This is a genomic window from Lacisediminihabitans sp. (assembly GCF_036569425.1).
GTDB lineage: Bacteria > Actinomycetota > Actinomycetes > Actinomycetales > Microbacteriaceae > Lacisediminihabitans.
In genome coordinates, this window is sequence record NZ_DATCQQ010000092.1 from 38769 (window position 1) to 64388 (window position 25620).

The following is a 25620-nucleotide window of genomic DNA, read 5'->3' on the forward strand; positions in this document are numbered from 1 at the left end:
GCTACCCTCGACCGGAGATCTCGTGTGAAACTCTCAACTACGAGTCGCGACACAAGAAGCGCGGCGCGAGTGATCGAGACGAGGCTTTGGTGAACGACATCCCAGCCCAGCCCGACCCGTCCGCGCGCGTCGACGTCGTCGTCGTCGGCGGCATTATCGGACTCGCGACGGCGTGGCAGATGCTCACCAGGCGACCAGGGTTGCAGCTGGTGGTCGTGGATGCCGAGCCCACGATCGCCGCCCACCAGACCAGCCACAATTCCGGCGTCGTGCACGCCGGCATCTACTACGCGCCCGGCTCGCTCAAGGCGAGCCTGTGCACCCGCGGCCGGGGCCTGCTCAAGGAGTTCTGCGCGGAGCACGGCATTTCCATCGACCACAACGGAAAGCTGGTGGTCGCCACGTCGGAGAGCGAGCTGGCCGGCCTCGCGAACCTCTTCGATCGGGCGTCGCAGAACGGGGTGCCCGGGTTGCGACGGGTCGATCGGGCGGAGCTGCGGCGCATCGAGCCGGTCGCCGACGGGGTGGCCGCCTTCCATTCCCCCGACACCGCCGTCGTCGATTTTGCCGAAGTGGCCCGCACGCTGGCGGCAGAGATCCAGCGGCTCGGCGGCAGCATCCGCACCTCCTGGCCGGTGAACCGGGTGCGCAGCGTGGCCGACGGCAGCATCGTCGACGGCCCCGACGCCCAGACCATCCACGGGCGCATCACCATCGTGTGCGGCGGGTTGCAGGCCGATCGCCTCGCGGGCGACGTGGCACGCGACGTGCGGATCCTGCCGTTCCGGGGCACCTGGTACCGCGTCACCGGGGAGATCGCCGACGGGGTGCGCGGCAGCATCTACCCGGTGCCGGACCCGAGCCTGCCGTTCCTCGGCGTGCACGTCACCCGGCGCATCGACGGGGAGGTGTGGGCCGGGCCGAACGCCTTCCTCGCCTTCAGCCGACACGACTATCGGCAGTGGGCCGTCGACCCGCGGGACGCGGTTTCTTCCCTCGGCTACGCCGGCTTCTGGAAGTTCGCGGTCAAGAACCTGCCGACCGCCTGGACGGAATTCTCGCATGAGGTGTCCGCCAGGGCGTATGCGGCCTCGCTCAAGGAGTACGTGCCAGACGTGCTCCCGGGCAACCTCGAGCGCGGGCCGATGGGCATCCGCGCGCAGGCGATGAACGCGCAGGGCCAGCTTCTCGACGACTTCCTCGTGCGCGAGGCGGACAACGTGCTGCACGTGCCCAACGCGCCCTCGCCCGCCGCAACCTCTTCGTTCGCCATCGGTGAGTACCTCGCCGACGCGGTGGACCGGATGCGAGCCATGACATGACCCAGTGGATCTGCTCGACCTGCGCCGTCGAATATCCGGACACCGAGGCGCCTCCCGCCCTGTGCGCCATCTGCACGGACGAACGTCAGTTCGTGCCACGCACCGGGCAGGCCTGGACCTCGCTGGAGGAGATGAGCGACTCCGGCTTCCGGCTCGAGGTGCACGACGTGGAACCCGACCTGTACGGCATCCGCTCCGCTCCGCCGATCGGCCTGGGGCAGCAGGCGCTGCTCCTGTGCACCGAGGTCGGCAACCTCCTGTGGGACCCGACCGGTTTCGTGGATGAGGCGAGCGCACAACAGGTGCGCGACCTGGGCGGCGCATCCATCATCGTGGCCAGCCACCCGCACATGTACGGCGCCCAGGTCGCATGGTCCCGCGCTCTCGGCGATGTGCCGGTCATGGTGGCCGAGGCGGATCGGGCGTGGGTGCAGCGGCCGGACCCATCGATCATCCACTTCACCGGCAACCTCGAGGTGCTGCCCGGGGTCACGATCAGCACCGTGGGAGGGCACTTCCCCGGGAGCCTCGTCGCGCGCTGGGCGCGCGGGGCGAGTGGTCGCGGCGTCGTCCTCGCCGGCGACACGATCTTCCCCGGCCCCGACGGCAACTGGGTCACCTTCATGCGCAGCTTCGCAAACACGATTCCGCTCTCGGCGGCGGTCGTCGACCGCGTCGCGAACGCCGTGAACCGCGTTCCGTTCGACCGCCTGTACGGCAACTTCGGCGGGGTGATCCCGGCCAATGCGAGCGAGGTCGTGCGCCGCTCGGCCGACCGCTACATGGGCTGGGTTCGCGGCGACTTCGACCACCTCACCTGAGCGCCTGCCTACGGCTGCAGGCGCTCGAGGGTCCAGCCGTCCGCGGCCGCGGCGCTCGTCGCGCCGCTCGTCGCCCCGCTCGTCGCGGTGAAGCGAAGCCGGTCGTGGAATCGCGCGCTTCGACCCTGCCAGAACTCGATGCTGCGCGGGGTGACGCGGAAGGCCCCCCACTTCTCCGGGCGCGGGATCTGGCTGCCCTCCGGATACCGTTCGAGCAGATCGCGCATCCGTTGCTCGAGCAGGTCGCGTGAGGCGATCGGCTCCGACTGGTCGCTCGCGATCGAGGCGAGCCTCGACTCGCGCGGCCTCGCATCGAAGTAGGCGTCGGACACGCCAGGCTCGGCGGGGTGCGCATCGCCGGAGACGATCACCTGGCGCCTCAGCGAATACCACGGGAACAGGAGCGAGACGGCCGGGTTGGCGAGCAGCGCGCGACCCTTGCTCGACCGGTAGTTGGTGACGAAGTCGAAGCCGTTCGCGTCGAACCCCTTGAGCAGCACCGTTCGGCTGCTGGGCCGCGCGTCCTCGACCGTGCTCACAACCATCGCGTTTGGTTCGTAGACCTCGGCCTCCTCTGCGGCGCGAAGCCAGTCGCCGAACGCGGCGATGGGGTCCCGGCCGATGTCGGCCTCGGTGAGCGGGTTCGAGCCGTAGTCCGTGTGCCGGTCGAGCGATGACATGGCGTGCCTCCTGGCGTGACGGATGCGTGCGGCCAGTCTTTCACGCGAACCGGGGATCGGCACGGCCCTACTGTTGACACATGAGGATCAACGCGTTTTCGGACGTCTGCCTGCGCGTGGTCATGCTGCTCGCTGCATCGCCCGAGGGCGCCCTGATGACCTCTCGGGCCATATCCGAGGCCATCGCCACGCCATACAACCACGTGAGCAAGGCCGTGCTCCGGCTGCGCGAACTCGGGCTCGTGGAGGTCGCCCGTGGAAGGGCAGGCGGGGTGCGGATCAGCGCAGAAGGACGTTTGGCCAGCATCGGCTGGCTCCTGCGGCGGCTGGACACCCGCCTGGACCTCGCCGCGTGTGAGACCCCCGATGGCCCGTGTCCGCTGCTCGACGGCTGCGGGGTGCGGGGCGCACTGCGGCGGGCCAGAGAGGCGTTCTACTCGGAGCTGGACGGCGTCGTGATCGCCGCCCAGCCTCACAGCCAGCCAGCCACGCGAGTCTTCTACTAGTCCTCGGTAATTTAACTTGCATATGAAATGCTAGTTTGGAGAGATCACTCGGCGTCACAAAGGAGTCAGCATGCTCTCGGCCCAATCCCTCCCCGTCATCGAAGCCACCCTCCCCCTGGTCGGGGAGCGCATGCCCGCAATCGCGCGCAACTTCTACGGCCGAATGTTCGCCGCCCACCCCGAACTCTTCGACGGCCTGTTCAGCCGCTCCAATCAGAAGAATGGCTCCCAACAGCAGGCCCTGGCCGGCAGTATCGCCGCCTTCGCAACGCACCTGGTGAAAAGCCCGGATACGACCCCCGAGGCCATGCTCTCCCGCATCGCCCACAAGCACGTCTCCCTCGACATCCGACCGGAGCAGTACGACGTCGTCTACCGGTATCTCTTCGAGGCCATCGCCGAGGAGCTCAGCGACGCGATCACCGCCGAGATCGCCGCCGCCTGGACCGAGGTCTACTGGCTCATGGCGCACGCGCTGATCAAGCTCGAGAAGGGCCTGTACTCGGCGGCGGCGAGCGAGCGCCCCCTGGCGCCCTGGATCGTGGTGGGCAAGGATGCCGCGGGATCCGACGCCGTGACCTTCACCCTGGAGCCCGCCGACGACACCCCGGTCACGCCGTCGCTGCCCGGCCAGTACGTGAGCGTCACGGTACGAATGCCCGACGACATCCGCCAGGTGCGCCAGTACTCCCTGTCGGCCGGCACCGGATCGAGCACTCGCGTGTTCACGACGAGACTGGATGCCGACGGCGAGGTCTCCCCCGCCCTGCACCGCGACGTGCAGATCGGCGACCATCTCATCCTCTCCAACCCCTGCGGGGATATCACCCTGAGCGCGGGCGACCACCCCCTCGTGCTGGCCTCGGCCGGCATCGGGTGCACGCCGAGCGCCTCCATCCTCCGGTCCCTTGCCGACCAGGGATCCACGCGCGAGGTGCTCGTGCTGCACGCCGAGAGCACTCTCGAACGGTGGGCGCTCCGGGACCAGATGCGCGAGGATGTCGCACTGCTCGAGGCGGCCGAACTCGAACTGTGGCTCGAGGTGCCGAGCGATGGTGACGACGCGCACGACGGCTTCATGTCGCTGGCCAACGTGACCATTCCAGAGAACGCGTCGGTGTACCTCTGTGGACCCCTGCCGTTCATGCGCAGTCTCAGGTCGCAAGCCCTCGAATCCGGCGTGCCGGCCGAACGAATCCACTACGAGGTGTTCGGTCCAGACCTCTGGCTCGCCAGCGCCTAGCCGGCGAGCGACTCGGCCACCGGCTCGGCCACCGGCTCGACGACCACTTCTTCGGGCCTGGCGACCCGACGGCCCGCAGACGGGGAGTTCTCCACTGCCCCGAGGCCGAGCTCGAGCAACTGGGCCTCGGTCCAGCCCGCCGCAATCGCGGCGTGGCGGGCGGTGTCGACCGCGGTGATCGTGGCCTCGAGTGCGCTCAGCCGCACGGCGAGCTGGTGCACCAGGTCCATCCGGTGGGCCATCTCGGCCTCGATGATGGCCTTCGCGGCGACCGCCGAGTCGCTCGGGTCGAACGTGTGCCGGGAAAGGTAGTGAACCTGTGCTTCGGGTCGCATCGGTCTTCCTTGTCTCTCAGACCCCCCCCATCCAAGAAAGGTCTCTCTACCCCTAAAGATGGTACATTCGGGGCCGCCAACCCAGTCCCCAGTAGGGGGGACGCGGTTTGTACCCCGCTTTTCGACCCGCTCGGTCAGGCGACGTGCCGGGCGACGTAGACGGTATTCGAGGAGGTGCCGCCGGTGAGGCGGTTGTCGAAGGCGACGACGTGCGCCACCGGCGAGGGGAACACCGAGGCGAGGGTCGCCAGGAACTCGTCGTCCGGCGGGTCGTCGGACCAGAGCGCAAAGACGCCCTCGTCGCGCAGATGGCGGGCGAGCGCGCGCAGGCCATGGGCCGTGTACAGGTCGGCGTGGCTCGGGTCCAGCTGGTGGCGAGGCGAGTGGTCGACGTCGAGCAGGATCGCGTCGTAGCGCGGGGAGTCCGGCGCGAGATCGCGGCGCATGAGGCCGAAGAAGTCATCCAGCACGAGGCTCGTCCTCGGGTCGCCGATGAGCGACTCCGAGACGGGGAGCAGCGCCCGCCGGTGCCAGTCGATCACAGCCGGCAGGGCGTCGATCACGGTGAGCGTGCTCACGCGGGAATCGGCCAGGGCGGCTACTGCGGTGTAGCCGAGTCCGAGGCCGCCGACCAGCACATCCAGCGTGTCGCCCTCCACGGCGGCGAGGCCGAGGTGGGCGAGCTCCTCCTCCGCCACGGTGAACAGGCTGGACATGAGGAACTCCTCGCCCAGCTTCACTTCGAACACATCCACATCGAGCGTCGGCTCACGCCTGCGGCGGAGGGTGAGGTCGCCCATCGCCGTCGGCTGGTAGTCCAGCTCTTCGAAACGCATGCTCATGGGGCTGCCCGGGGCTCTCCCCCGGCTGACGATCCGGGATGCAGGTCTGGTGGCTGCCCCGGGCGAAGACCCGCCGGGGCACCCCCCATGCTCCCAGACTTCGGGACTCAGGCCGAGCGATGGTCGCTCCGGAACGCCAGCGTCTGGCTGCACATCACGCGTCCGCTCGGCGGGGCGCACCGTGTCTGACCATCGACGCGCCTGCTCCGCGACGGATCAGTCGTGTTCGACCGGCACCGCACCGACTGCTCTGCCGGGGGCGACCACTGCCCGAAGAATCAGATCGGCCGCGACCCGAGCGCCATCGGCTGCCCGCAGCCGGGCGCCGATCACGGCCGCCGCTTCGGCGAAGCTCTCCGTTGCCAGCAGGGTCGTCACCGCTCGCCGGATGTCGCCCGGCGAAGCCGTCCTGCTGAGCCGGATGCCCGCACCCGCATCCACAACCGCACGGGCGATCATCGGCTGGTCGATCAGGGGGTGCATTGGCATGATGATCAGGGGGAGGTCGTGCGCGAGCGCGGCCATCGTGGTTGAATGCCCGCCGTGGCCGATCACGGCCGTCACCGTGGGCAGGAGCGCGTCGTGGGGCGCGAACGCCAGCACCTCGGCATTCGCCGGCGCCGAGAGTTCACGGGGATTCACGGCGGGGCCGGTCGTGACGATCGCCCTGACCGGGAGATCCGCGAGGGCGGCCAGGATGTGGCGGTAGGCGTCATCCTGGCCGGGGAACCAGGTGGTGCTCAGGCTGACCAGCACGAGAGGCAGCACGGCGGCACCGGCGACTCGACGCGCACCCGTCTCGACCACCCCGCTCCACACCCGCGTGGGGCTCGCGGATTCGCCGGCCGGGTCGAGCGTTCGATCGCAGACGACCAACTCGAGGTCGGCCTTCGCCCACAGTGAGCGGGCATTGAGACCCTTCAACCTGGCGAGTCCGCCGACGGGGCCCGCCATCCACTCCCGGGTCCAGAACCGGTAGAAGGTGTGGAACAGCACGGCGTGCCGGAGACCGCTGGCGTTGGCCGCCTTGAGCACGGAGAGCAGCATGCAGTCCACCACGACCAGGTCCGCCGGGCTTTCCGTGACGAGGTCGATGAGGTCCTGACCGAGCCCGGAATGCGTGCTGAGGCGCAGCAGGTCGGCGATGGCGCGCGGGACCGACTTGGCCCTGGTGGGCTCCCAGCGCGGCATCCGCGAGTATGCGGTGAATTCGAACCCCGCGGCTTCGAGCGCGGCGCGCTGGGGCTCGTGCCCGAGGATGCGCACACGGTGGCCCCGCGCGAGCAGCTCGCGCCCTATCGCGACCACCGGGGGCACGTTGCCGCCCGCGTCGACGGTCACAAACAGAAAGCTGGACATGTCAGATCCCTTCCAGGATGTTGCCGATCAGGCGAAGCATTCGCGCCTCCGCCTCTGGTCGGCTGAGGCACCGGTCGCGGCGCCACAGCTTCCACGTGTAGACGTCGCTGGCCGCGACGAGCAGGTCGACGGTCGCGTCACGCTCGACGTCCTCGGCTCCGGCCAGGTACGGGGCGAAGGCCCCAGCGACCCACTCGCGGTGGAGCCGGCGGCCGGCCGACGTGATTTCGGCGGCGCGGGGCTCCCAGCGCTCCTGGCCGAGCAGCAGCAGCACCCCGTCGCCGCGCACCTCGTAGTGGTCGAACAGCGTGCCGATGGCCGCCCCGACATCGCCGGGCACCACTTCGCGCTCGGCAAGGACGCTCGCCATCGCGGACTCCGTGGCCGCGTCAAGCAGGCCGTCCCGGCTGCCGAACAGTCGAAGCACCGTTTGCACGGACACCCCCGCCCTCGTCGCGACGTCGGGAAGCACCAGGGCGTTGATCGGCTTCTCGTTGGCGAGCTCGATCGCCGCACCCATGATGCGGTCCCGGGTCTGCGCGGCGGCATCCGCGCGGGCTCGCATCTCATAGGGTCGTGTACTTTTCATGTCAATCACCATTAACACTAAATACGGGATTCGTGTCAAGGCCCTCTCGCAAGAAACTCGCCGAGGGTGGCACACTGACGGAATGGCGAATCACCCGGTGCGTCCCGAGCACATCCTCATCCTGCTGCGGCACGCCAAGTCGGACTGGGCGGGCGACGAGGCGGATGTCGACCGGCCGCTGAGCAAGCGTGGGCTGCGGCAGGCGCCGCTGGCCGGGCAGTGGCTGGCCGGGCAGTGGCTGGCCCACGGCGTCCGCGGAATCGACCTCGTCGTCGTGTCACCGGCTAGGCGGGCCCGCAGCACCTGGGAGCTCGCGTCGGCGGAGCTGGACGACGCCCCGCCGACCCGCATCGACGACCGGGCATATGCGGCCTCCGCCAGCGAACTGCTCGGGATCGTGCGCGGCCTGCCCGACGACGCCGGCACCGTCGTGCTGGTCGGCCACAATCCTGGGATCGAGGATCTCGCCTACCTTCTCGCGGACGAACCGGTGCCGATGCCCACCTCGGCGATCGCCGTGCTGGCCTTCTCCGGGTCGTGGACGACGGCCGGGCAGTCCCCGGCGAAGCTCCTGGCCTCGGGCAGGCCACCGACTGAGGTGGTGTCATGAGTGATACCATGGCGCCATGCCGATGACTCTTCGCCTGAGCGACTCCGAGGCCGACGCGCTGCGTCGGCGGGCGGAATTCGAGTCCCGGTCCATGCAGGACATCGCGAGACAGGCGGTGCGCGAATACGTCGAGAACCACAGTCGGCGGGATCTGCTCGGCCAGATTCTCGACGAGGAGCTTCCCCGCTACGCCGAAGCTCTCGACCGCCTCGGAAAGTGATCTACCTCTCCTACCCCGAGCTGCTCTACGTCGGTGAGCGGACGCTGGGCAGCGGGATGTCGGTTCGCGACCAGGGGCTGCTGGAGTCCGCTCTCGCTCGACCCGCTGCCAGCGCATTCGGAACGGATGCGTACGACAGCCTCGAGAAGAAGGCCGCCGCCCTGGTGCACTCACTGGTGCGCAACCACGGCCTGATCGATGGCAACAAGCGGTTGGGTCTCGCCTCGCTGATCGCGTTCCTTGGCCTGAACGGCAGACGCCTCGCCTGGTCCAACGATGACGCGTACGACTTCATCATGGACCTTGCGTCCGGCCGGCTGGACGAGATCCCGGCCATCGCCGACCGGATCGCGCGGGGCTGCACCTTCCCCTGTGGTCGCTTCGGGTCGATTGCGGGTTGGTAGTATTGCGTGCTCCAGCTCGAAGCGGAGTTGTTTGCTTTCGCGCTGGAGAGGTTTCCCTATGTATGCACCCGCCCATACGGCTATTGCTTTAGCAGCCAAGCGAGCGGACCCGTCGGCATCACTTTTCGGACTCATGGTGGCCGCGCAAGGAAGCGAGCTGTTGTGGGTCACGTTCAGCTACTTGGGCATTGAACATTCAACGGTCGACAAGGGTGGCACGCTTCACCTGGAATACCTCCCGTACTCGCACAGCCTGCTCACCGGTCTCGGCGGCGGCATGTTCCTCTGGGCGCTCCTGCGGTGGGTATTCCGCCGCAACGACGTCGCGACCATTTTCGGGTGGGTCTTTGCCAGCCACATCGTGCTGGATTTCATCCAGCACGAACCGAACCTCCAAATCGCACCAGGGATCGCCACGCCAACGTTCGGGCTGAACCTGCAATCCATACCATGGCTGGACTTCGCTATCGAGCTGGCCCTGTGTGTCGCATGTTGGGCCTACTACCGCGGGAGCGTCCGGCTATTGATCGGATTCATCGCACTCAACGTGATCAATATTCCGCTGATGCTCTCGGGAGATGGCGGCGCGAGCCCTCTGGCATCCAACCCAATCATCCTGCCCACCATCATCCTGTTCACCATCGTCCTAGCCTGGGTCGTCGTCTACATCTTTAGAAAACCTCGCCAAGGCGCGGCTGCCGCGGCCGACCAGAACGATTCCGCGCATGAACGAACCGAAGTACACGAAGCCACCCCGGCAGCGCCAACCAATAACCGCTAGAACCCGCCGCTGTTCACGCTCCCAATTCTCAACCGTCCCCCATCAAGTCCACCTTTCTGAGGACAGACAAGTCAATAATTTCGTCAATAAGATGAGCAAATCGCAGCCTTGCGACTTGCTCAATTGGGATGAGGACTTTCTCCTTCCCCGGTCTACACCAACGCTTCTGCAGGGCGGAAAAGTGGGCCACCATCGAGTCCACGGAATTCAGCGGACTTGGCGAGCACATCTCGAAGTACCTGGGGTTGACCCAGTCAGAAATTAGGGAGCAAGTGAAACGTCGCTCTAGAAGACGCTCGCAACGATCGGCCTGGTGGGTATCCTGTGCGGGACAGCCACGGCAGCATACGCCAGCACTCAATATCCGATAGAAGGGGGGACCTGGAACTATGGTCTCGCTGCCGGTGTGCGTGCATATTCAGACTATTACGTCGGCCGATGCCACGGGACCACCGTGATTAACGACTGGGGCACAAACCGATCGATTCAAACTGCCGCCAATCAATGGGCGAATTCTGCCATGAAAGCCACCATCTGGACCAACAACCACTACTACTACTACCGCGTTTGCTAGCAGGTGCATTCTCAATAGTTTCAGTTGGGCTCGATTCCTTGGAACCGAGCCCAACTCTGCACACGCGATTCCACACAGACAGAGATCTTGATGCTTAAACTATTGGTTCGGTTGGCCGCTTTCGGTGTCTCCATCTTCCTGGCAGTTCTTGCTGGCATGTTTCTTTCCTCCGAAGAGGCTGGATTCCCGTGGGGTACTGAATACACGACTCATCTCGATTTTTCGCATTCGGCACTATCCAAGGACCGAGTGATCTCCGAGCTGAATAGATTGGTTGACTCCTCCGATCTGAAACTCGCCAAAGTAGTTGCCGACCCGGCGCACTTCCTCACCTCACAGTCGCTGTACGTGTTCGGCCGGGGTGCCCCGACGCACCCCGTGGAAATTAGTTGGTTCCGCCCAGGGATGAAGGGCGAACTGCGTGCAGCGGATACTTTCGGCGATGCCTCATTGAGCGGGACGTATGTATACGCTGGCTCTCCCGAGGCCGTAGCGAACTTGGCCCAGTGGCTGAGGGTGTCAAGTGTTCAATCGAACCCCCAGACAAAGACTGTTCAGGCGGTGCTCTCGAACGCCCTCATCAGTACCGGGGCCTGGTTGCCGTTTCTGACGTGTCTCGTTCTACTGATCTCCCTGACCGTGTCCTGGTATGTTCTGAGGGCTCGGGCTCGCACAATCAAGGTGTTGAACGGCGCTCGTTCGGGCAAGATTCTTGTCGATGATTTTCTTTCTCTGCTATGGGTGAGCTTTCTCCCCATCCTCGCGGGGTTCCTGCTCGCATTAGGGGTTGTCTGGTTCAGCGGCAAGGGCGCTTTTCTTGTCGAGTTCGGGATGACCACCTTGTCCTTTCTCGCGTTTGCGCTTGCTGTGATGCTGATCAGCGCGTTGCTGGTAAGTGCATTCACCTGGCCGACAGTTGCCGGGATTGCCTCGCGGATTCCGCCGGAGCGGCACTTTCGACTGGTGGGCGAGGCGCTCAAGGCGGCAACGCTCGTTCTAGTCGCGATTTCGTTGCCCGCGGCAGGGTCTGCGATTGCCATCGCGACCAACCTCTCGGATCAGGGTGCCCGGTGGGCGAGTCTTTCCGGACAGGTATCGGTGCGAATCGGGACAGCCACACCCGAAGAATTCGACTCGCAGATCACGAACATGGACTCTCTCGTGCAAGCCGCAGACCATACCGGGGTTCTGACATTTTCCTACGCATTGAATACGGGCAATAATCCTCAGCTGGAATCGGCCGGGTACGACGGAGTTGTGATGGTCAACCGCAGCTACCTGAAGGCCGTTGCGCCGTTCATGCGTTTCTCCGTTTCGCTAGATCGGCCTCTCGGCGCGCAAGGAAAGGTGATCTCACACGATCAGCTATCGCCTGCGCTTACGAAGGCTCTGTCGGACTCATTCGAGCTCTGGAACCGTGCAGGCAGGAATCTCGATGGCTTCGACCAGAACTTCACTACCTATCGGTATACAGGTGCCAAGGCCTTCCCGGGCTTGGCACCGGTGCAAGGAGAGATGGAAAACTTCCGGAATCCACTGATCGTGGTTATCGAAAGTCCCAGTTCCACTTTCGACCGCGACTTCCTCAGTTCCACCCTGTCTTCAGGAAATCTGATCTTCAGCAACTCGGGATGGTTGCGGACATACCTTTCCGGCAGTCCGCTCGGCGGGAGTGTGCTCTCCATTGATCGCGTCTCGGACAGCGGGCTCTACAACAGCCAGCAGCAAAATCAGACAGCCAGTGTGAAAATCCTCTCGTATGCGCTCGTGATCCTCGCACTCGTGGCAAGCATCGCGGTCTCCGCATGGATCTACGCGCTCGGGCGGGGACGACGCCTGTTTGCCCAACGCACATCAGGATGGACCTGGACGAGGGTCCTGTCAGGCCGGATGGTCTGGGAGAGCACACTTGCGATCGCCATTACAGTGCTCATCCTGGCTGGATCGCAGGGCTCATCTGATCCAGGTAAATGGTGGGTCCTGGTTGCGGTCCCTCTGTATGTTGCCATCAGTGCGGGACTTCACCTGGTTGCGGTCCGAAGGATGTTCGCGCATCGCCTGGCACGGTCCGAATAGTCGACGAGCCAGCGCTTACAGAAAGAGGACCAAGCCGTGAAGATTCGTGCCGAAGACATTGTTGTCACCATCGACGGACGCGAAGTACTCGCTGCCAGCGGTGTCCATGTTGACGAGGGACAGACGCTCGCCCTGATCGGGCCAAGCGGGAGTGGGAAGACGACGTTACTCAACGTTCTCGGCCTCCTGGTTCGAGCAGATAGCGGACGCGTCATGGTCGGCGATCACGACACAACGCGCTGGAAGGACGCACGTCGGCGCCGCTTCTGGCAAAAGCACGCAGCGTTCGTCTTCCAAGATCATGGGCTTGTCGATGAGAAGTCGGTCGCATACAACGTAATGCTCGCCCGCCTCCCCCTCTTCGGCGTGCACAAGCGAGACCACGAAGGTATTGAGGTAATTCTTGAACGGGTCGGCCTGACCGGCAGAGGGAAAGAAATGGTCTCCACGCTCAGCGGCGGTGAAAAGCAGCGAGTCGGGTTGGCCCGAGCGATGTTCCGCAAAGCGGACGTGATATTCGCCGATGAACCCACCGCCTCGCTGGATCGCGCCAACCGCGACCTCGTCACCGGCTTCCTCAAAGCGGAGGCCCATCGCGGATCGGCCGTCGTCATCGCCACCCACGACGAAACCCTCATGGCAGCATGCGACACCACATTGGATCTCTCCAGACCCGGTCAGCCGTAGTGCCGTTCAGGTAGGCGGCTGAGACTCCATCCGAACCTCCACCTTGAGCAACGAAAACACGTTGTGGGCCGCCACCGTCAGCAGGGGCCGGTACTTGCCGGGGCCGACGCACGCGTATTTGTGCGCCAGGCGTAGTGGCCAACTCAAAGCTGGAAAGCTCTGACCCCTGCGTAGGTCCGGATCTCTTAGCGTGTTATTTATTCCGTTTCGTGGGCTGACCCCGACAACGACCCCGCCCGCGTCCTCACCTACCTCGGCAGCGCCCTGCATAGGGCCGATCCCGCTCTCGGCTTAGAAGCGGGACACGGATCAAACGTGATGTACCGTCCGTGATCCCGCAAAGCCGTTTCACCCACGTACAGCGAAGGCCCGTCAGAAGCGTGGATTTTCGGATCCCTATGCGATCAAGTTGTGCAGATCGAGCCCGAAGAGCACGAGAGGCCAGAGCACAATCGCCGCCAGGCCTTCCAGAATGTTGCCGGGAATGTTCCATGCCACGAGATAGCCGTGGGTGGCAGCGACCACCACCCCGATGACCAGATACACAATCCCGATCAGACCTATTCCTCGCCTGCCCATTTTACGCCTGCCAATTCCGAGTATCGTCGCTCATTTGCCACTGCGGAGTGTGAGTCAAATCATAGCAGCGCCGGGTCATTCGGGGAGGCCCGGGCTCCTTCCGGTTTGTGGTTCCGGGGGCGGATCGTTGACCCCGCCGCCGGCCGGCTGCTGCCCCTGGCTGGCGAGCTGCTGGCCGTGAGCAGGATCGCGGCTGGCACCTTATCGGTGGTCGGCGACCCCGTCCTCGCGGTTGAATTCAAGCAAGAGCAGATCGAAGTGCAGACGAGCCCCTGCTCGAGCCTTGATGGCCTGTTGGAGGAAATCCGCCGCGGACGCGACGCGGCGGACGCTGCTGCGCGGGCCGTGGGGGCCAGGGTCGCCGCCCTGGCCACGTCCCCTCTGCCGACGGTCACGCACACCACGCGTGGTCCCCGGTATGCGGCCATGATGGACGGCTTCGGCCTTACCGCGAGGGAACAGTTAACGTGCGGGCTCCACGTGCACGTCTCCGTCGGTTCGGACGAGGAAGGCGTGGCGGTTCTGGACCGGATCCGCATCTGGCTTCCGGTGCTGGCGGCCTTGAGCGCGAATTCTCCATTCTGGAACGGCGCTGACACCGGGCACGCCAGCAACCGCACACAGGCTCAGGGGTCGGTGGCCGACAGCTGGCCCGGTCGAGCTGTTCGGCTCGGCTGCCAGGTACCATTCCCTGAACGCCGGGTATATGGCATCCGGAATCCTGCTGGGCGAAGGGATGGCCTACTGTGACGCCCGGCTGTCGCGGAAGCACCCCACCCTGGTCCGAGTGACCGATGCCTGCCTGACGCCGAGGACGCCGTCCTCATCGCCGGGCTGGTCCGTGCGGTGGTGGAGACGGCTGCAAGAGAATGGCGGCAGGGCATCCTTCCTCGCCCGGTCCCGGCCGCGTTGCTTCGGCTGGCCCTCTGGCCCAGCACAGGTTGAGTTGCAAAAGTGCAGCCGCGACATACGACCGCCAATTGTCCCTCGCCCCAACTGTCGGAAGCCTGCCTGGAAATGGTCATCTGACCGGAGGAGCCATCCAGCGCGGATTCCCCGCAGGTCGCGGGCTCCGGAATTGCCGGTGGATGAGGCGGGAGCCGGTGTCCAGCCCATTGTCGCAGCCGTGACGCGAGGGTATCATCGCCGGAAAGGGGGCTCGCCCAGAACGCTGAAGGTCAGATCAGCCGGCGCGGCCTCACTGTCTTCGACCGACGAGAGGTGGACACAATGAGTGAGGCTGACAAGATCAAGAACGCGGCTGAGAAGGCCGCGGGAAAGCTCAAGGAGAGCGCGGGCAAGATCGCGGGGGACGAGTCGCTCGAGGCTGAAGGCGAGACCGACCAGGCCAAGGCGAGTCTGAAGCAGGCCGGCGAACATGTGAAAGACGTGTTCAAGAAATAGCGAACGCGCCAGGTGCCCACGCGCCCAGACCTTTCGGGACAATCCGGTCCAGGCGTTCGACCGGATGAAGTCAGGTACTGAGAAGGTCGATCGCGGGGTGGTTCTCGACACGGAGCGATCCGGAAGTTTCTCGAACTGGCACGAAGACAGCTCTCTCATTCGGTAGGCGATGTCGCCGACGAACTTCACTCCAGGGCTTGTCGGCGGTGACGTCCCGCTTGAGAAGGTCAGGCATGTTCGCTGCCGCTTCGGCGTCCGCTTCGGTGGTGACCCGGAACGGGCGCGGTTCGGGACCAAGCCCTCGTGGCGCAACAGATCCCCGCGACGATTAACAGCCGACACGCCCAACCTAACTAAGTACTACCGGGGCGCTGCGCGCGGCGGGGCGCTGCTCTCGCGGATGATCACACTCGGCCGCTCCGAAGAGAAGCTTCGAACCGGCGTTCCGGTCACGACGGCCTCAAGGAGCCCGTAGGCGCGTCGCCCAAGGCCGGCGAAGTCCTGCCGAGCCGTTGTGAGCGGCGGTGACCACATCGAAGCCAGCGGATGGTCGTCGAATCCCACGATACTGACGTCCTGCGGCACCGACTTTCCGGCCTGTGTATACCCGCGAATCACGCCCATCGCGATCTCGTCGTTACCGCAGAAAATCGCGGTGACCTCCGGGCGTGACGCCAATTCGAGACCGATCCCTCGGCCGCTCTCCGGTTCCCAGCTCGCATCGAGCACATCAGGAACTTCGGCGCCGGCGGCAATCAGGGTCTTGCGCCATCCGGTAGTGCGGCCGTCCTCACGCCGCGACGGAGGCACTCTCACGTGGTAGACCGTCTTGTGTCCGAGCCCGAGAAGGTACTCGGTGAGCTCGCTGGCCGCCGCGGTCTCATCCAGTACCGCCTGCGGCACCCCCTTCTCCCGCACGCCCGCGATCGAGACGGTGGGGATGCCTTTCGGCAGGCGATGAAGAGCTGCAACACCGGGCGGATCGAACTTCAGCACGATCACTCCCGCGACCGACTGCGCCATCACCAGGTCCACAGCGCGATCGACGCTTTCATCCTCCGCCGACTCGACGACGGTGATGGAGACAACGAATCCGGCCGCCCGCGCACCTTCTTCTATTCCTCGTATCGTCTCGGCGTAGCCGTACTGGGAGGTATTGCCTGCAAGCACGGCGACGATTTTCGGTTGGCGAGCGACGAGGGCCCGCGCGGCAGCGCTTGGACGGAAGTTGAGTTCTTCGATCGCCGCGAGCACTCGCTCTCGCTTGCCATCGCTGACCTTGGCAGCCCCGGTCAGCACCCTCGAAACTGTCGGCACTGAGACCCCGGCCACGCGCGCGACATCCGCAATAACTGCGGGCTTGCTTGGCGTGGTCATCGACATTGATTTGAGTGTATCCGTCGCGCGCAACACGGTGCGCGGCCCTACTTGACTGCGCCGCTGGTGATCCCGGAAATTATCTTGCGCTGCATCACCGTGAAGGTGATGAGCAGCGGAAGGCTCATCAGGATGATGTAGGCGAAAATCAGGTTCCAGTTCTGCAGGTACAGCCCCGAGCTGGCCACCTGGTAGAGGTTCAGCGGCAGGGTATCCAGCCGGCCGCCGACGACGAACAGGGCGTAGAAGACGTCGTTCCAGATGTAGAGGCAGATCAGAATTGTCGCCGTCGACAGCGTTGGGCCGAGCAGCGGGAGGATGACCCGGAAGAATACGCGAACCGGACCGGCACCATCCATTCGCGCTGCCTCTTCGAGCTCGACCGGAATCGTGCGCACGAATCCAGTGACGAAGAAGATCACGGTCGACATGTACATGCCGGCATAGACCCCGATCATCCCGAGCGCTGTGCCGGCGAGGCCGATCTGGCGGAGCAACAGCACGATGGTGACGACAGCGGGCGGCAGCACGATGCCGCTGATCGCAAGGCCATAGACGAAGGCCAGGGTGCGGCTCTTGCGTCTACCGAGAATCCACGACGCCATTGACCCGAGAACCAGCACAGCGAGAACTGCGGGAACCATGATCAGGAGGCTGCCTAAGAACGCCGGAACCATGCGCCCCTGGTCGAGCACGGTCGCGAAGTTGTCGAGGATATGCCACGTCGCTGGCGCCTGAAGGTTCGGGTTGAATGCCTCAGCCTGCGTCTTGCCGGCGGTGGAGATCACCAGCCAGAACGGCACCCCAAGCAGCACGACGACGAGAAGCAGTGCCACAATTGGCTGGACGAATCGGCGTCGCGGACGATGCCGAGTTGAGCCGGATTTCACGTCTGCGGTTGTCACAGGACTTCCTCTCGCTTCCTTAGGAATCGGATGACCGGGAAGGCCAGGACGGCCACCATCAGGAACAGGGCAAGGCTCATGGTCGTCGCCTGCGCGAAGAGGCCCTGTCCGAAGGTGCGGAAGACGAAGATGTTCAGCAGCTCGGTCGTGCCGCCAGGGCCGCCGGCCGTTGTCGCTTGAACGATGTCGAACCCGTTCATGGATCCGAGCAACGCCGTTGCCACATTGAAGGTGATGGCCGGCGCGAGTAGCGGGAAACGGATGAGACGCAAGGAGGACCACCACGACGCCCCGTCGATCCGCGCGGCCTCGATCACGTCCTCGCTGATGGTCTTCAGGCCGGCCAGGTAGATGAGCATCGAGAGGCCCATCCACTTCCACGCGTGAATGAGCGCGACCACGAGGATCGTCCAGGTCGTGCTGCCGAGCCATGCCGTTGTGACGTGTTGCCCGGTGACGACACTCAGGATCTGATTGAGAGCACCTGCTGGCTTCAACAGCGCCTGGAAGATGTACCCGACCGCGAGCGCGGACATGACGACGGGCACGAAGAAGGCGACCCTCGCGAAGCGATTGATGCGGGTGTCCTTCTCGAGGATGAGCGCGAGGACCAGCCCGAACAGGTTCTGGAACAGAGCGACCAAAACCGCGTAGATCAGTGTGATCCGCAGATCCTGGATCAGGCTGCCGTTGGTGAACAGCGAGGTGAAGTTTTCAACGCCGACGAAGTTGATCGCGCTCTTGAAGCTGGACCAGTCGGTGAACGCGTAGATGAAGTTGAAGAGAGTGGGGATGAAGAAGAAGACGATGAGGATCGCCAGGGCGGGAAACAGGAACCATGCCGGATGGTTGCGGCCGCCGAGCGTTCGACTTGACCGTGCAAAGCGGCGGCGCTGCCCCAGGGCGGGCGCTCGCATCTCGGTAGTCACAGGTGTTTCCTTTCGAAGAAAGGGGCGGCGGTCCGGAACGAACCGCCGCCCCTTTGGTGCTTAGAAGCCCTTTACGCCCTGGGCCTTTGCAAGCTGCGTGAACTGGTCTTGGGTTGTCTGGGCCACCTGCACGGTGGTCTTCGTGCCCTGGATCATGTCCCCGAGGTTGAGATACAGGTCGGGGTTTGCGACGGCCAGCGCCTGCATGGAGCCGACCGAGGTGTTCACCGACTTCGCGACATCCAGCAGAGCCTGCGGAACGTCGCTCGGCGACGGAACAGCAGTCTCGAGCGAGACGGTGGACTGCGCCTTGACGAACGACGGGTAGCCCGTGCCCATCCAGTAGGACAGGAACTGCTTCGCAGCGGACTGCTGCTTGTTCTTTCCGGTGTTGAAGGCTACGAGCGCGTTGCTCTGATCCGGGATGAAAGTGCCGACATTGCCGGTGGGCGAGATCGGGAAGAAGCCGATCTTCTGGTTCAGCTCGGCCGTGTTGGACTGGGCCTGCAGCTCACCGAAGAACGAGTTCACCTGCACGACCATGGCGGCCTTGCCGCTCAGCAGCGCGGTACCCTGGTCGGCGAAAGTGGCCGTCTTGATGTCCGAGTTGAACAGACCATCATCGATCAGCGCCTTGTAGTTGTCGATAGCGCCCTGAATCGTCGGGTCGGTGAACTTCTCCTTGTTCTCGTTCACACGAGTCCACAGGCCGGCCTTCGCCGCGTCGGCAAGCTGCACCTGCACCCACCACTGCGTTGCCCACTTGTCGCCACCCATCTCGAAGAACGGTGTCTGGCCCTTCGCCTTGAGCTGCTTCGCGAGGGCGATGAACTCGTCCCAGTTCTTCGGGGTAGCGGTGATGCCCGCCTTGGTGAAGACCTCCTTGTTGTAGTAAACGCCCTCGACTGCGGGGCTCGTGACGAGTGCCGCATAGCGGGTGTTCCCGAGCAGTCCCGTGATGTCTTTCAGACCAGTCGAGTACTTGCTGAGCCACGGCGCACCGTCCAGCGAAATGAGGTTCGTCTTCGCATTGAGTGACGTGAGCTCGGATGCGGTCGGCTGCCAGAAGGCAAGGTCGGGCTTGTCGCCCGTCGCCACCTTGGTCTGGACACCCTGCTCGTACGGGTCGGGGATGGTGACGACCTTGACCGTGGCACCGGTCGCCTTCTCAAAACCTGCAATGACGTTGTCAGCGGTCTTGTTCGAGTTGGTCGCGGCCCAGATGGTCAGCGTGACGCCCTTGAGGCTCGCGGTCTGCGAAGGCCAGCCCGACGACGTTGTGGTGTTTCCTGATCCGGGATCACTGCAACCGGTGAGGATGAGGGCAGCAGCGGCCGCAACAGCGATCGCACCCTTCCAAGCGTTCTTCATTGAATTGCTCCTTGTTGTGTTGACCGTGCCATGCAGGACGGTGGTGTTGTGGTGCAGGTCACGACTCCGAGCCCACTGGAGTCAGTTGGAACGTCCTCGCACCCACCGAATCGGTGGGGTTATGGACGCTCAGTGTTCCCGTCGCGGAGTCCCAGAGGGTAGTCCAGGGCTCGAGTTCGCGGGGGAAGATTGTGTCGATGCGGAGCTGCGCTCCGATCAGGTCGGGAAGCTCAAGGCAGACGGGTCCATCAGTCGGACCGCGATCCCACACCGTCAGGAAGCGAGTCGACGGGGTCCTCAGCCCGAGGGCAACCGACGGCGCTGTCCACGTCGGAAGCCCGAGCGGCCAGAAAGGCACGGACTTGCGGATGTCCCCGCGGAGTTCCTTCGCCACAGCGACGGCTGTCGCGACCATCTCCCGCTGCTCAGGACTCATCTCGTTGAGGTACCCAGAGAGGTAGAAGCGTCCGAGTAGGCCGGTCGCGAGGCAAAAGGCGGCCTCCTCGCGCGACATCGTTGGCTGCGGATAGGCCCAGCTCGCCGCTTGTTCGGGCAGCATCGACATCGGAGCTGCTGCGGCGATCGGCGGGTACTTGAGGAAGTCCTGCTGGTCGGACGTCGACTGGAGCTGCATCCGCGACAGCATGGCGAAATCCATCCGCATCGCGCCGGACCCACAGTTCTCGAGAATCAGTGTCGGATGGCGATCGAGCACGGAGTCGATCCACCCGAGGTGTGCCCGGTTGTGCTCGAGCAGTCCGTCGCCGACGCTGTCCGACTGGTAGTCCGTGCCGGGGCCGGGGTTGATGTTGTAGTCGAGTTTGAAGAATCCGACGCGGAATTCGTTGACCAGGCGATCGACGACCTCGTCCAGGTGCGCAATCACCTCGGCGCTGCGGAAGTCGAGGTGGAACCGACCGTGCTCGACCAGGCGCTGCCCATTGCGCATCAGGAACGCTGAATCCGGAAATGAGGCCGCGACGGGGCTGCGGAGGCCGACCACCTCGGGCTCGAGCCAGAGACCCGGCGTCATTCCGCGTTCAATGATCCGCTCGACGACCTCGTGCAGGCCGCCCGGGAACCTCGTCGTGGACGGCTTCCACTCGCCGACGCTGTCCCACCAGTCGCCTCCGTCGTCGTACCAGCCGGCGTCGATGCAGAAGACCTCCGCGCCCGCATCCGCTGCGGCATCGATCAGCGGCAACAGCTTCGCCGTCGTCGGATCGCCGTTGAGAGTATTCATGTAGTCGTTGAAGACAACCTTCATGCCGACGTTGTCATTGTGTTCGCGACGGCTCGCACGACGAAACGCGGTGAGCTGCGCAATGCCGGAGGTGAGGTCGTTGCCGAGAGCGACGCTGGCCGGCACGGAGTGGAACGAGGCTCCAGGGGCGAGCGGCTTCGACCACTGGTGATCACAGTCGGTTGGGCCAGAGAGGGCGAAGTACCCGTCAGTCAGATCTTCGGCGATCTCCCATCGCCACGGTCCGTTGTGCTCGATCTGCCACACCCAGGTGGCATCGCCAGACGACAGCGCCCCGATAGGGATTTGCTTGCCCGTCGACCAGGTACCGGTCGAAACTCGCGAGAGTTCACCGCGTGGATTGTGGTTGGTGAGATGCGCGGCGAGATCCGGGAATTCCGTCTCCGAAAGTCGCGTCGTGGTCCATCGTCCTTCGGCGAGCCAGTCACTGCTGCCCTCTGTCAGCGACCAGTTGCGCGGGCCGCGTGCTCCAGCCGGTGATCCACCGAGATATGCAGACCATGACGGCACAGCTCGCAGCACGATCACGGAATCCGACTCGTTGGTGAGCTCAACATGGGACCGCCAGGCGGCGGATGCGGTGTCCGCCTCTAGCACGTAGGTCGCGGCGAGACTGAGCACAGGATCGACGAGCCTGATCTCTAGCCGAGATCCAAACGACGTCTGAAGCGACGTCCAGTCGCGAAACTCGAGCCGTTCACCCACCGCCGTGTGCGCCAGGCGATCGCTCGCCATTGCGTGCCCACCGTTCGCGGCGAGGACCTCGACGAGGGGAAGTTCCGGAGCGATGGCCAGGTCCGTGCCGGCCGCGGTGGTCACCCCCGCGAGATGCACCTTCGACGCGTCGTCGACCTCAAAGCTCAGCGCGAACGCCTCATTGCCCCAGGAAAAGGTGTCTAGCATCGGATTCCTCATCATTGTGAAAACGGGAAGATCCCGATGTCAAAATTTATGATACCGCTATCAGATCTTAAGTCAACGGCTTTATGAAACCGTTATCAACAGTCCGTCAAACAACGCGGCCGTGGTGAAGAAGGAGATCCAGTTCCGCCCCGGGATTTGACTGCGGGTGACCAGCAGGTTGAGGGCCCCGTCAAACGGAGATCAGCTCCCGTATGGCTCCACCAGGAGGGTCGTGTTGAGTTCGCCCGTTGGCTGATCAGGCGCCTCTAGCGCAGCTGCATTAGTCCGGCATCGGTGGGCCGGAAACCGCAGGCGTCGAAGTAGAAGCTCCCCAGGTGATCCGCGAAGTCAACATGAAGCCACTCGCAGCCTGCAGCCCGCGATTCTTGCACCGCAATCGCGATGAGCCGCTTTCCGATTCCTTGGCGACGGGCGCGATTTGCCACCAGGGTGTCCTCGATGAACGCGTGCACCCGGCCGTCCCAAATCACGTTGACAAAACCGACGAGGCCCTGGCGGTCGCGCGCTGTGACCCACCCCAGGCTGAGGCGCGCAAGAATCTCGTTCCAATCGTCGTTCACGTACTTATGGTCAAAACCCTCTGCGTGTAGTTGGTTAGCTTCTTCATCCTCAAACGCCCCACGCCATTCGTATTCGATCGCCATGGGCAACATCTTTGCAGAGGCCTTCCGGACATCTTGCAAGCGGGACGCCGTCGCCACGCGAGCCGTGCTGACGGTTAGCGAATGCCGAAAGCCATGCGAAACGCGCGTGTGACAGATGACAGGTCTCTACGGCCGCGGATGCAAGGGCTTTCTGGGTCGAATGACTACGCGTCGCTGGGTTTCATGTCGTAGGTCACCCAGTCGGTTGCTGACGCAAGAGCGTCGTAGACCCTGCGTGCCGTGGAGTTTTTCTTCGCGGTGATCCAGCGGATGACGGTGGCGCCCTCCTCGGCGGCGACTACGGCGGCCCGTTGGAGCATGGCACCCGCGGCGCCTGATCCTCGCGATTCGGAAGAGGTGAAGAGGTCGTCCAGGTAGAGCCCGATCTGACCGGTCGACGGTCGCGCGAATAGGCGAAGATTGGCGAGGGCCACGATGTTGTCGCTTGAATTCACAGCCACGATGCCGCGAAGACCGTGCTGGCGGCCGAGCATCCATTCCCACGTCCTGGCAACTGCCGCGCGATCCGCGGGCAATTCGTAGAAAGAGCGGTAGCCGTTGTAGAGCTGCGCCCACAATCTCGCGTCTCTCCCCGACCGGGCAACACTAGCTTTCACGCCACACTGCTCGTGACTTCGGGGTGGTTGATCGGATCGAGCTCGGGCTCACGCAATAGTCCGCAAGCTCAGTGGTCACTTCTCACAAGCCCGTGGGCCGCCCGTGACAGAGCGGCATCTTCTTCCCAGCCCCAGCGAGCTATGCGAACACTCGTTGTTCCCGCGGAGTGGAATCCGGTTTCTTCTGAAATGTACAGGGCCGCTGCCGGATCCGGAGTATCCAGAACTGGTGCCGACCGTCGAGTTGCAAATTTTTGTTCTGGCGTCACAGAGTACTTCCGCATGGTCCTTGCCAATCTTCGAATCTTTCGCGAGTTCGCCGTGCGGTATCGACCCGTTGGGACCACGCACAGCCGGTGGGGCCTCGGCTACTTGCCGGGCCCCACCCTGTCGAATTAGCCGACCAACACCTCTGGCCGTGTGTGGGTCAGAACTGGCTGTCCGGCGCTCAGCGCGTGCCCTTCGGCCTCGATATTGGGCACGATCTTCTGCATCCACCGCGGCATCCACCAAGCGGCCTCTCCAACCAACGACAGCAAGGCCGGCATGATCACCATTCGAACGAGGAGCGCATCGGCCAGCACACCGATGAGGAGACCGAACGCTGTTTCGGCCGCGAACGTCATCGTGCTCGATGCGAATCCGCCGAAAACGAACGCCATAATCAAGGCGGCGGCCACGAGGACTGGCCCCGATTTGGTGACCCCTGACACGATCGCCTCCTTGGGCGACAACCCGTGGGTGTACTCCTCACGGATTCGAGAGATGCGGCCCTGTTTCTTGATATCGACGTGGACCAGGTCAGCCGACCGAAAAGTCACCCAAGTAAATTGATCTTCACAACAATGGATGTCGTTACAAATCGTCATGACAGAATGTTATTACATGCAGAGTGGCGGTCCAGAAGACTTGAAGGAGAACTTGTGACACAGCTGTCAGTCCCCACCCCGACGTCGATTCGCGTGCAATCCGGGAGTGATGACCCCTTCACCACGGTTGCCAAAAGCGGTATCGATGTCACGTTGACGACTGTTGACGTCGGGCTTCGAGTCGACATCGCTGCCGCATCAACGGTTGCGCGCATTGCGCTTCGGTGGAACCAGACGATGCCCGACGCACCCGTCGTTCTCGGAGATACGTGGGAACGGTCGTACGGTGAACTTGAGTGGCGCGAAATGCGCCCGGAACAGTTTCTGCCCTGGACCGCGCTGGTGTTCGACCCCAAGTCAGAACACACCAGTGGCTTCGGTGTTGAAGTGCGCGGCGGCGCGTTTGCGTTCTGGCAGGTCGATGCGCTGGGCGTGACCCTGACGTTGGACGTGCGCAGCGGTGGCTCCCCCGTGCGCCCGGGAACTCGAGTCATTCACGCGGCGACAATTCGCTGGACAGTGAGCGATCTGCGACCGTTCGTCGCACAACGAGAGCTCATGCGTACCCTGTGCTCGGACCCGCGCCAGTCGGCGGGCCCACTGGTTGGTGCGAACAACTGGTACTACGCGTATGGGCGGGATTTCGGCATCAACGCGGTGGTGCGCGACGCCCGCATGATCGCTGACCTCGTCGGCGATCACCCCGTCCGGCCATTCGGTGTCATCGATGATGGCTGGAGTCCGAATGGGACTGCCGACGGGCTCGCCGCGTCGGGCGGCCCTTGGACTCACGGGCGCCCGACGGAGTTTCCCGATATGGCGGAAGCGGCTGGTGCAATTCGCGAACAGGGCGTTCGTCCGGGAGTCTGGTACCGCCCACTTCTCACGCGAGACACGTCAATTGAGGGGGCGCGCTGTGCTCGCGACGGAGCGATCGCGCTCGACCCCAGTTCCCCCGCGGTACTCGACCTGGTTGCCAACGACGTCAGCCGGCTCAAAGGGTGGGGTTTCGAACTGATCAAACACGACTTCTCGACATACGACCTGCTGGGGAAATGGGGACCCGACTTCGGCCCCAACCCATCCACCGGACCCGCCCTTTACGATCCCTCTCGGACTACTGCCGAAACCCTTGTCGACTTCTACCGAACCGTTCGCGCTGCAGCTGGGGACACTCTCATTCTCGGCTGCAATGTTGTCGGACACCTCGCCGCCGGCCTCACGGACGCGCTGCGCATCGGCGATGACACGTCGGGCATTGACTGGAACCGCACCCGCCGGGTCGGCATCAACACCCTCGCGTTCCGCCTTGCCCAGCACGGAACTTTCTTCACGGCAGACGCGGACTGTGTCGCCAGCACACCGATGACCGACTGGGCGCTGAACCGGCAGTTCCTCGATCTAGTTGCCCGAAGCGGTACGGCACTCTTCGTGTCCGTTGATCCCGCCACCAGGATTCCCTCGGTGGAGGAAGATCTTGCCGCCGCGCTGCGGCTGGCTTTGAACGGTGGCGAGCTCGGCGGGGTTGAGCCGGTCAACTGGCTGACCTCCCCCACCCCGTCACGCTGGCTCGCAGGTGGCGAGGAAATCGAGTATTCCTGGCTCGCATCGAGCGGCGCAGATGCCTTTGAACCGTTCACCTCTGCTAGCCCGGTGCCGCCCGGGGTATAGCTATGTGGTGCGGCGTC

Annotated in this window: 28 protein-coding genes and 1 pseudogene; 14 read left to right on the top strand and 15 right to left on the bottom strand. The window is 64.2% G+C overall.

What is annotated here, in order from left to right; genetic code table 11:
- The first annotated feature begins 89 nt into the window (after positions 1–89).
- Positions 90–1322, top strand: a complete 1233-nt coding sequence (gene lhgO / locus VIM54_RS15570) for an L-2-hydroxyglutarate oxidase (RefSeq protein ID WP_331902654.1) — start codon at positions 90–92, stop codon at positions 1320–1322.
- Positions 1319–2143 (top strand): hydrolase, encoded by an 825-nt coding sequence (locus VIM54_RS15575; protein WP_331902655.1) that lies wholly within the window; start codon positions 1319–1321, stop codon positions 2141–2143. Before lhgO ends, VIM54_RS15575 begins: the two co-directional genes overlap by 4 nt.
- 8 nt (positions 2144–2151) lie before the next feature.
- Here VIM54_RS15575 and pdxH read toward each other — a convergent pair whose 3' ends face one another.
- Entirely contained in the window at positions 2152–2823 is a 672-nt protein-coding gene (pdxH, locus tag VIM54_RS15580; protein WP_331902656.1) for a pyridoxamine 5'-phosphate oxidase, read from the bottom strand.
- A gap of 80 nt (positions 2824–2903) precedes the next feature.
- Between pdxH and VIM54_RS15585 the strand changes: the two genes are divergently transcribed.
- Both VIM54_RS15585 and VIM54_RS15590 read left to right on the top strand, forming a co-directional pair.
- A complete protein-coding gene (locus VIM54_RS15585; RefSeq protein ID WP_331902657.1) occupies positions 2904–3329 on the top strand; it encodes an Rrf2 family transcriptional regulator in 426 nt (141 codons plus the stop codon).
- Between the two features lie 70 nt (positions 3330–3399).
- Positions 3400–4572, top strand: coding sequence for a globin domain-containing protein (locus VIM54_RS15590; protein WP_331902658.1), 1173 nt, complete (start codon positions 3400–3402; stop codon positions 4570–4572).
- Here VIM54_RS15590 and VIM54_RS15595 read toward each other — a convergent pair.
- The 4 genes from VIM54_RS15595 to VIM54_RS15610 form a co-directional block, all read right to left on the bottom strand.
- The gene (locus VIM54_RS15595) at positions 4569–4907 is read right to left on the bottom strand and encodes a hypothetical protein (RefSeq protein WP_331902659.1); all 339 of its coding nucleotides are present in this window, start codon (positions 4905–4907) and stop codon (positions 4569–4571) included. The two genes, VIM54_RS15590 and VIM54_RS15595, sit on opposite strands and share 4 nt — an antisense overlap.
- A 134-nt stretch (positions 4908–5041) precedes the next feature.
- A complete protein-coding gene (locus VIM54_RS15600; protein ID WP_331902660.1) occupies positions 5042–5749 on the bottom strand; it encodes a spermidine synthase in 708 nt (235 codons plus the stop codon).
- A gap of 216 nt (positions 5750–5965) precedes the next feature.
- Positions 5966–7108, bottom strand: coding sequence for a glycosyltransferase (locus tag VIM54_RS15605; RefSeq protein WP_331902661.1), 1143 nt, complete (start codon positions 7106–7108; stop codon positions 5966–5968).
- A 1-nt stretch (position 7109) separates the two neighbouring features.
- On the bottom strand, positions 7110–7697 hold the full coding sequence (locus VIM54_RS15610; protein ID WP_331902662.1) for a TetR/AcrR family transcriptional regulator: 588 nt from the start codon (positions 7695–7697) through the stop codon (positions 7110–7112).
- Between the two features lie 82 nt (positions 7698–7779).
- On the opposite strand from VIM54_RS15610, the gene VIM54_RS15615 reads away from it, so the two are divergent.
- The 7 genes from VIM54_RS15615 to VIM54_RS15640 all read left to right on the top strand — a co-directional run bounded on the left by VIM54_RS15615 (position 7780) and on the right by VIM54_RS15640 (position 13049).
- Positions 7780–8307: a histidine phosphatase family protein gene (locus VIM54_RS15615; RefSeq protein ID WP_331902663.1), complete on the top strand. Its 528-nt coding sequence runs from the start codon at positions 7780–7782 to the stop codon at positions 8305–8307.
- Positions 8308–8323: 16 nt separating this feature from the next.
- Positions 8324–8527 carry a hypothetical protein gene (locus tag VIM54_RS15620; RefSeq protein WP_331902664.1) on the top strand — a complete coding sequence of 68 codons (204 nt, stop codon included), beginning with the start codon at positions 8324–8326 and terminating at the stop codon, positions 8525–8527.
- Entirely contained in the window at positions 8524–8931 is a 408-nt protein-coding gene (locus VIM54_RS15625; RefSeq protein WP_331902665.1) for a type II toxin-antitoxin system death-on-curing family toxin, read from the top strand. Before VIM54_RS15620 ends, VIM54_RS15625 begins: the two co-directional genes overlap by 4 nt.
- 58 nt (positions 8932–8989) lie before the next feature.
- Positions 8990–9712, top strand: coding sequence for a hypothetical protein (locus VIM54_RS15630; protein WP_331902666.1), 723 nt, complete (start codon positions 8990–8992; stop codon positions 9710–9712).
- A gap of 304 nt (positions 9713–10016) precedes the next feature.
- Positions 10017–10286 carry a lactococcin 972 family bacteriocin gene (locus tag VIM54_RS15970; protein ID WP_414673234.1) on the top strand — a complete coding sequence of 90 codons (270 nt, stop codon included), beginning with the start codon at positions 10017–10019 and terminating at the stop codon, positions 10284–10286.
- Positions 10287–10397: 111 nt separating this feature from the next.
- Complete coding sequence (locus VIM54_RS15635; protein ID WP_331902667.1) at positions 10398–12362, top strand: hypothetical protein; 1965 nt, start codon at positions 10398–10400, stop codon at positions 12360–12362.
- A gap of 36 nt (positions 12363–12398) precedes the next feature.
- On the top strand, positions 12399–13049 hold the full coding sequence (locus tag VIM54_RS15640) for an ABC transporter ATP-binding protein (protein WP_331902668.1): 651 nt from the start codon (positions 12399–12401) through the stop codon (positions 13047–13049).
- Between the two features lie 396 nt (positions 13050–13445).
- On the opposite strand, the gene VIM54_RS15645 is transcribed toward VIM54_RS15640, so the two are convergent.
- Positions 13446–13595: a hypothetical protein gene (locus tag VIM54_RS15645; RefSeq protein WP_331902669.1), complete on the bottom strand. Its 150-nt coding sequence runs from the start codon at positions 13593–13595 to the stop codon at positions 13446–13448.
- 210 nt (positions 13596–13805) lie between these two features.
- Between VIM54_RS15645 and VIM54_RS15650 the strand changes: the two genes are divergently transcribed.
- The gene (locus tag VIM54_RS15650; protein ID WP_331902670.1) at positions 13806–14378 is read left to right on the top strand and encodes a glutamate-cysteine ligase family protein; all 573 of its coding nucleotides are present in this window, start codon (positions 13806–13808) and stop codon (positions 14376–14378) included.
- Positions 14379–14858: 480 nt separating this feature from the next.
- Positions 14859–15032, top strand: coding sequence for a CsbD family protein (locus VIM54_RS15655; protein ID WP_331902671.1), 174 nt, complete (start codon positions 14859–14861; stop codon positions 15030–15032).
- A 162-nt stretch (positions 15033–15194) separates the two neighbouring features.
- Here VIM54_RS15655 and VIM54_RS15660 read toward each other — a convergent pair.
- The 9 genes and pseudogenes from VIM54_RS15660 to VIM54_RS15700 all read right to left on the bottom strand — a co-directional run.
- Positions 15195–15333, bottom strand: a pseudogene (locus VIM54_RS15660) (IS3 family transposase); the annotation flags it as partial.
- A 59-nt stretch (positions 15334–15392) separates the two neighbouring features.
- Complete coding sequence (locus tag VIM54_RS15665; RefSeq protein ID WP_331902672.1) at positions 15393–16445, bottom strand: LacI family DNA-binding transcriptional regulator; 1053 nt, start codon at positions 16443–16445, stop codon at positions 15393–15395.
- A gap of 11 nt (positions 16446–16456) precedes the next feature.
- Complete coding sequence (locus VIM54_RS15670; protein ID WP_331902673.1) at positions 16457–17245, bottom strand: carbohydrate ABC transporter permease; 789 nt, start codon at positions 17243–17245, stop codon at positions 16457–16459.
- 65 nt (positions 17246–17310) lie between these two features.
- Positions 17311–18243 carry a sugar ABC transporter permease gene (locus tag VIM54_RS15675; protein WP_331902674.1) on the bottom strand — a complete coding sequence of 311 codons (933 nt, stop codon included), beginning with the start codon at positions 18241–18243 and terminating at the stop codon, positions 17311–17313.
- Positions 18244–18303: 60 nt separating this feature from the next.
- A complete protein-coding gene (locus VIM54_RS15680) occupies positions 18304–19614 on the bottom strand; it encodes an ABC transporter substrate-binding protein (protein WP_331902675.1) in 1311 nt (436 codons plus the stop codon).
- Between the two features lie 58 nt (positions 19615–19672).
- Positions 19673–21781 carry an alpha-galactosidase gene (locus VIM54_RS15685; RefSeq protein ID WP_331902676.1) on the bottom strand — a complete coding sequence of 703 codons (2109 nt, stop codon included), beginning with the start codon at positions 21779–21781 and terminating at the stop codon, positions 19673–19675.
- A gap of 266 nt (positions 21782–22047) precedes the next feature.
- Complete coding sequence (locus VIM54_RS15690; protein ID WP_331902677.1) at positions 22048–22446, bottom strand: GNAT family N-acetyltransferase; 399 nt, start codon at positions 22444–22446, stop codon at positions 22048–22050.
- A gap of 164 nt (positions 22447–22610) precedes the next feature.
- The gene (locus tag VIM54_RS15695) at positions 22611–23024 is read right to left on the bottom strand and encodes a GNAT family N-acetyltransferase (RefSeq protein WP_331902678.1); all 414 of its coding nucleotides are present in this window, start codon (positions 23022–23024) and stop codon (positions 22611–22613) included.
- Positions 23025–23458: 434 nt separating this feature from the next.
- Positions 23459–23932, bottom strand: a complete 474-nt coding sequence (locus tag VIM54_RS15700; RefSeq protein ID WP_331902679.1) for an MMPL family transporter — start codon at positions 23930–23932, stop codon at positions 23459–23461.
- A gap of 54 nt (positions 23933–23986) precedes the next feature.
- Between VIM54_RS15700 and VIM54_RS15705 the strand changes: the two genes are divergently transcribed.
- Positions 23987–25603, top strand: coding sequence for a hypothetical protein (locus VIM54_RS15705; protein WP_331902680.1), 1617 nt, complete (start codon positions 23987–23989; stop codon positions 25601–25603).
- Positions 25604–25620: the final 17 nt, after the last annotated feature.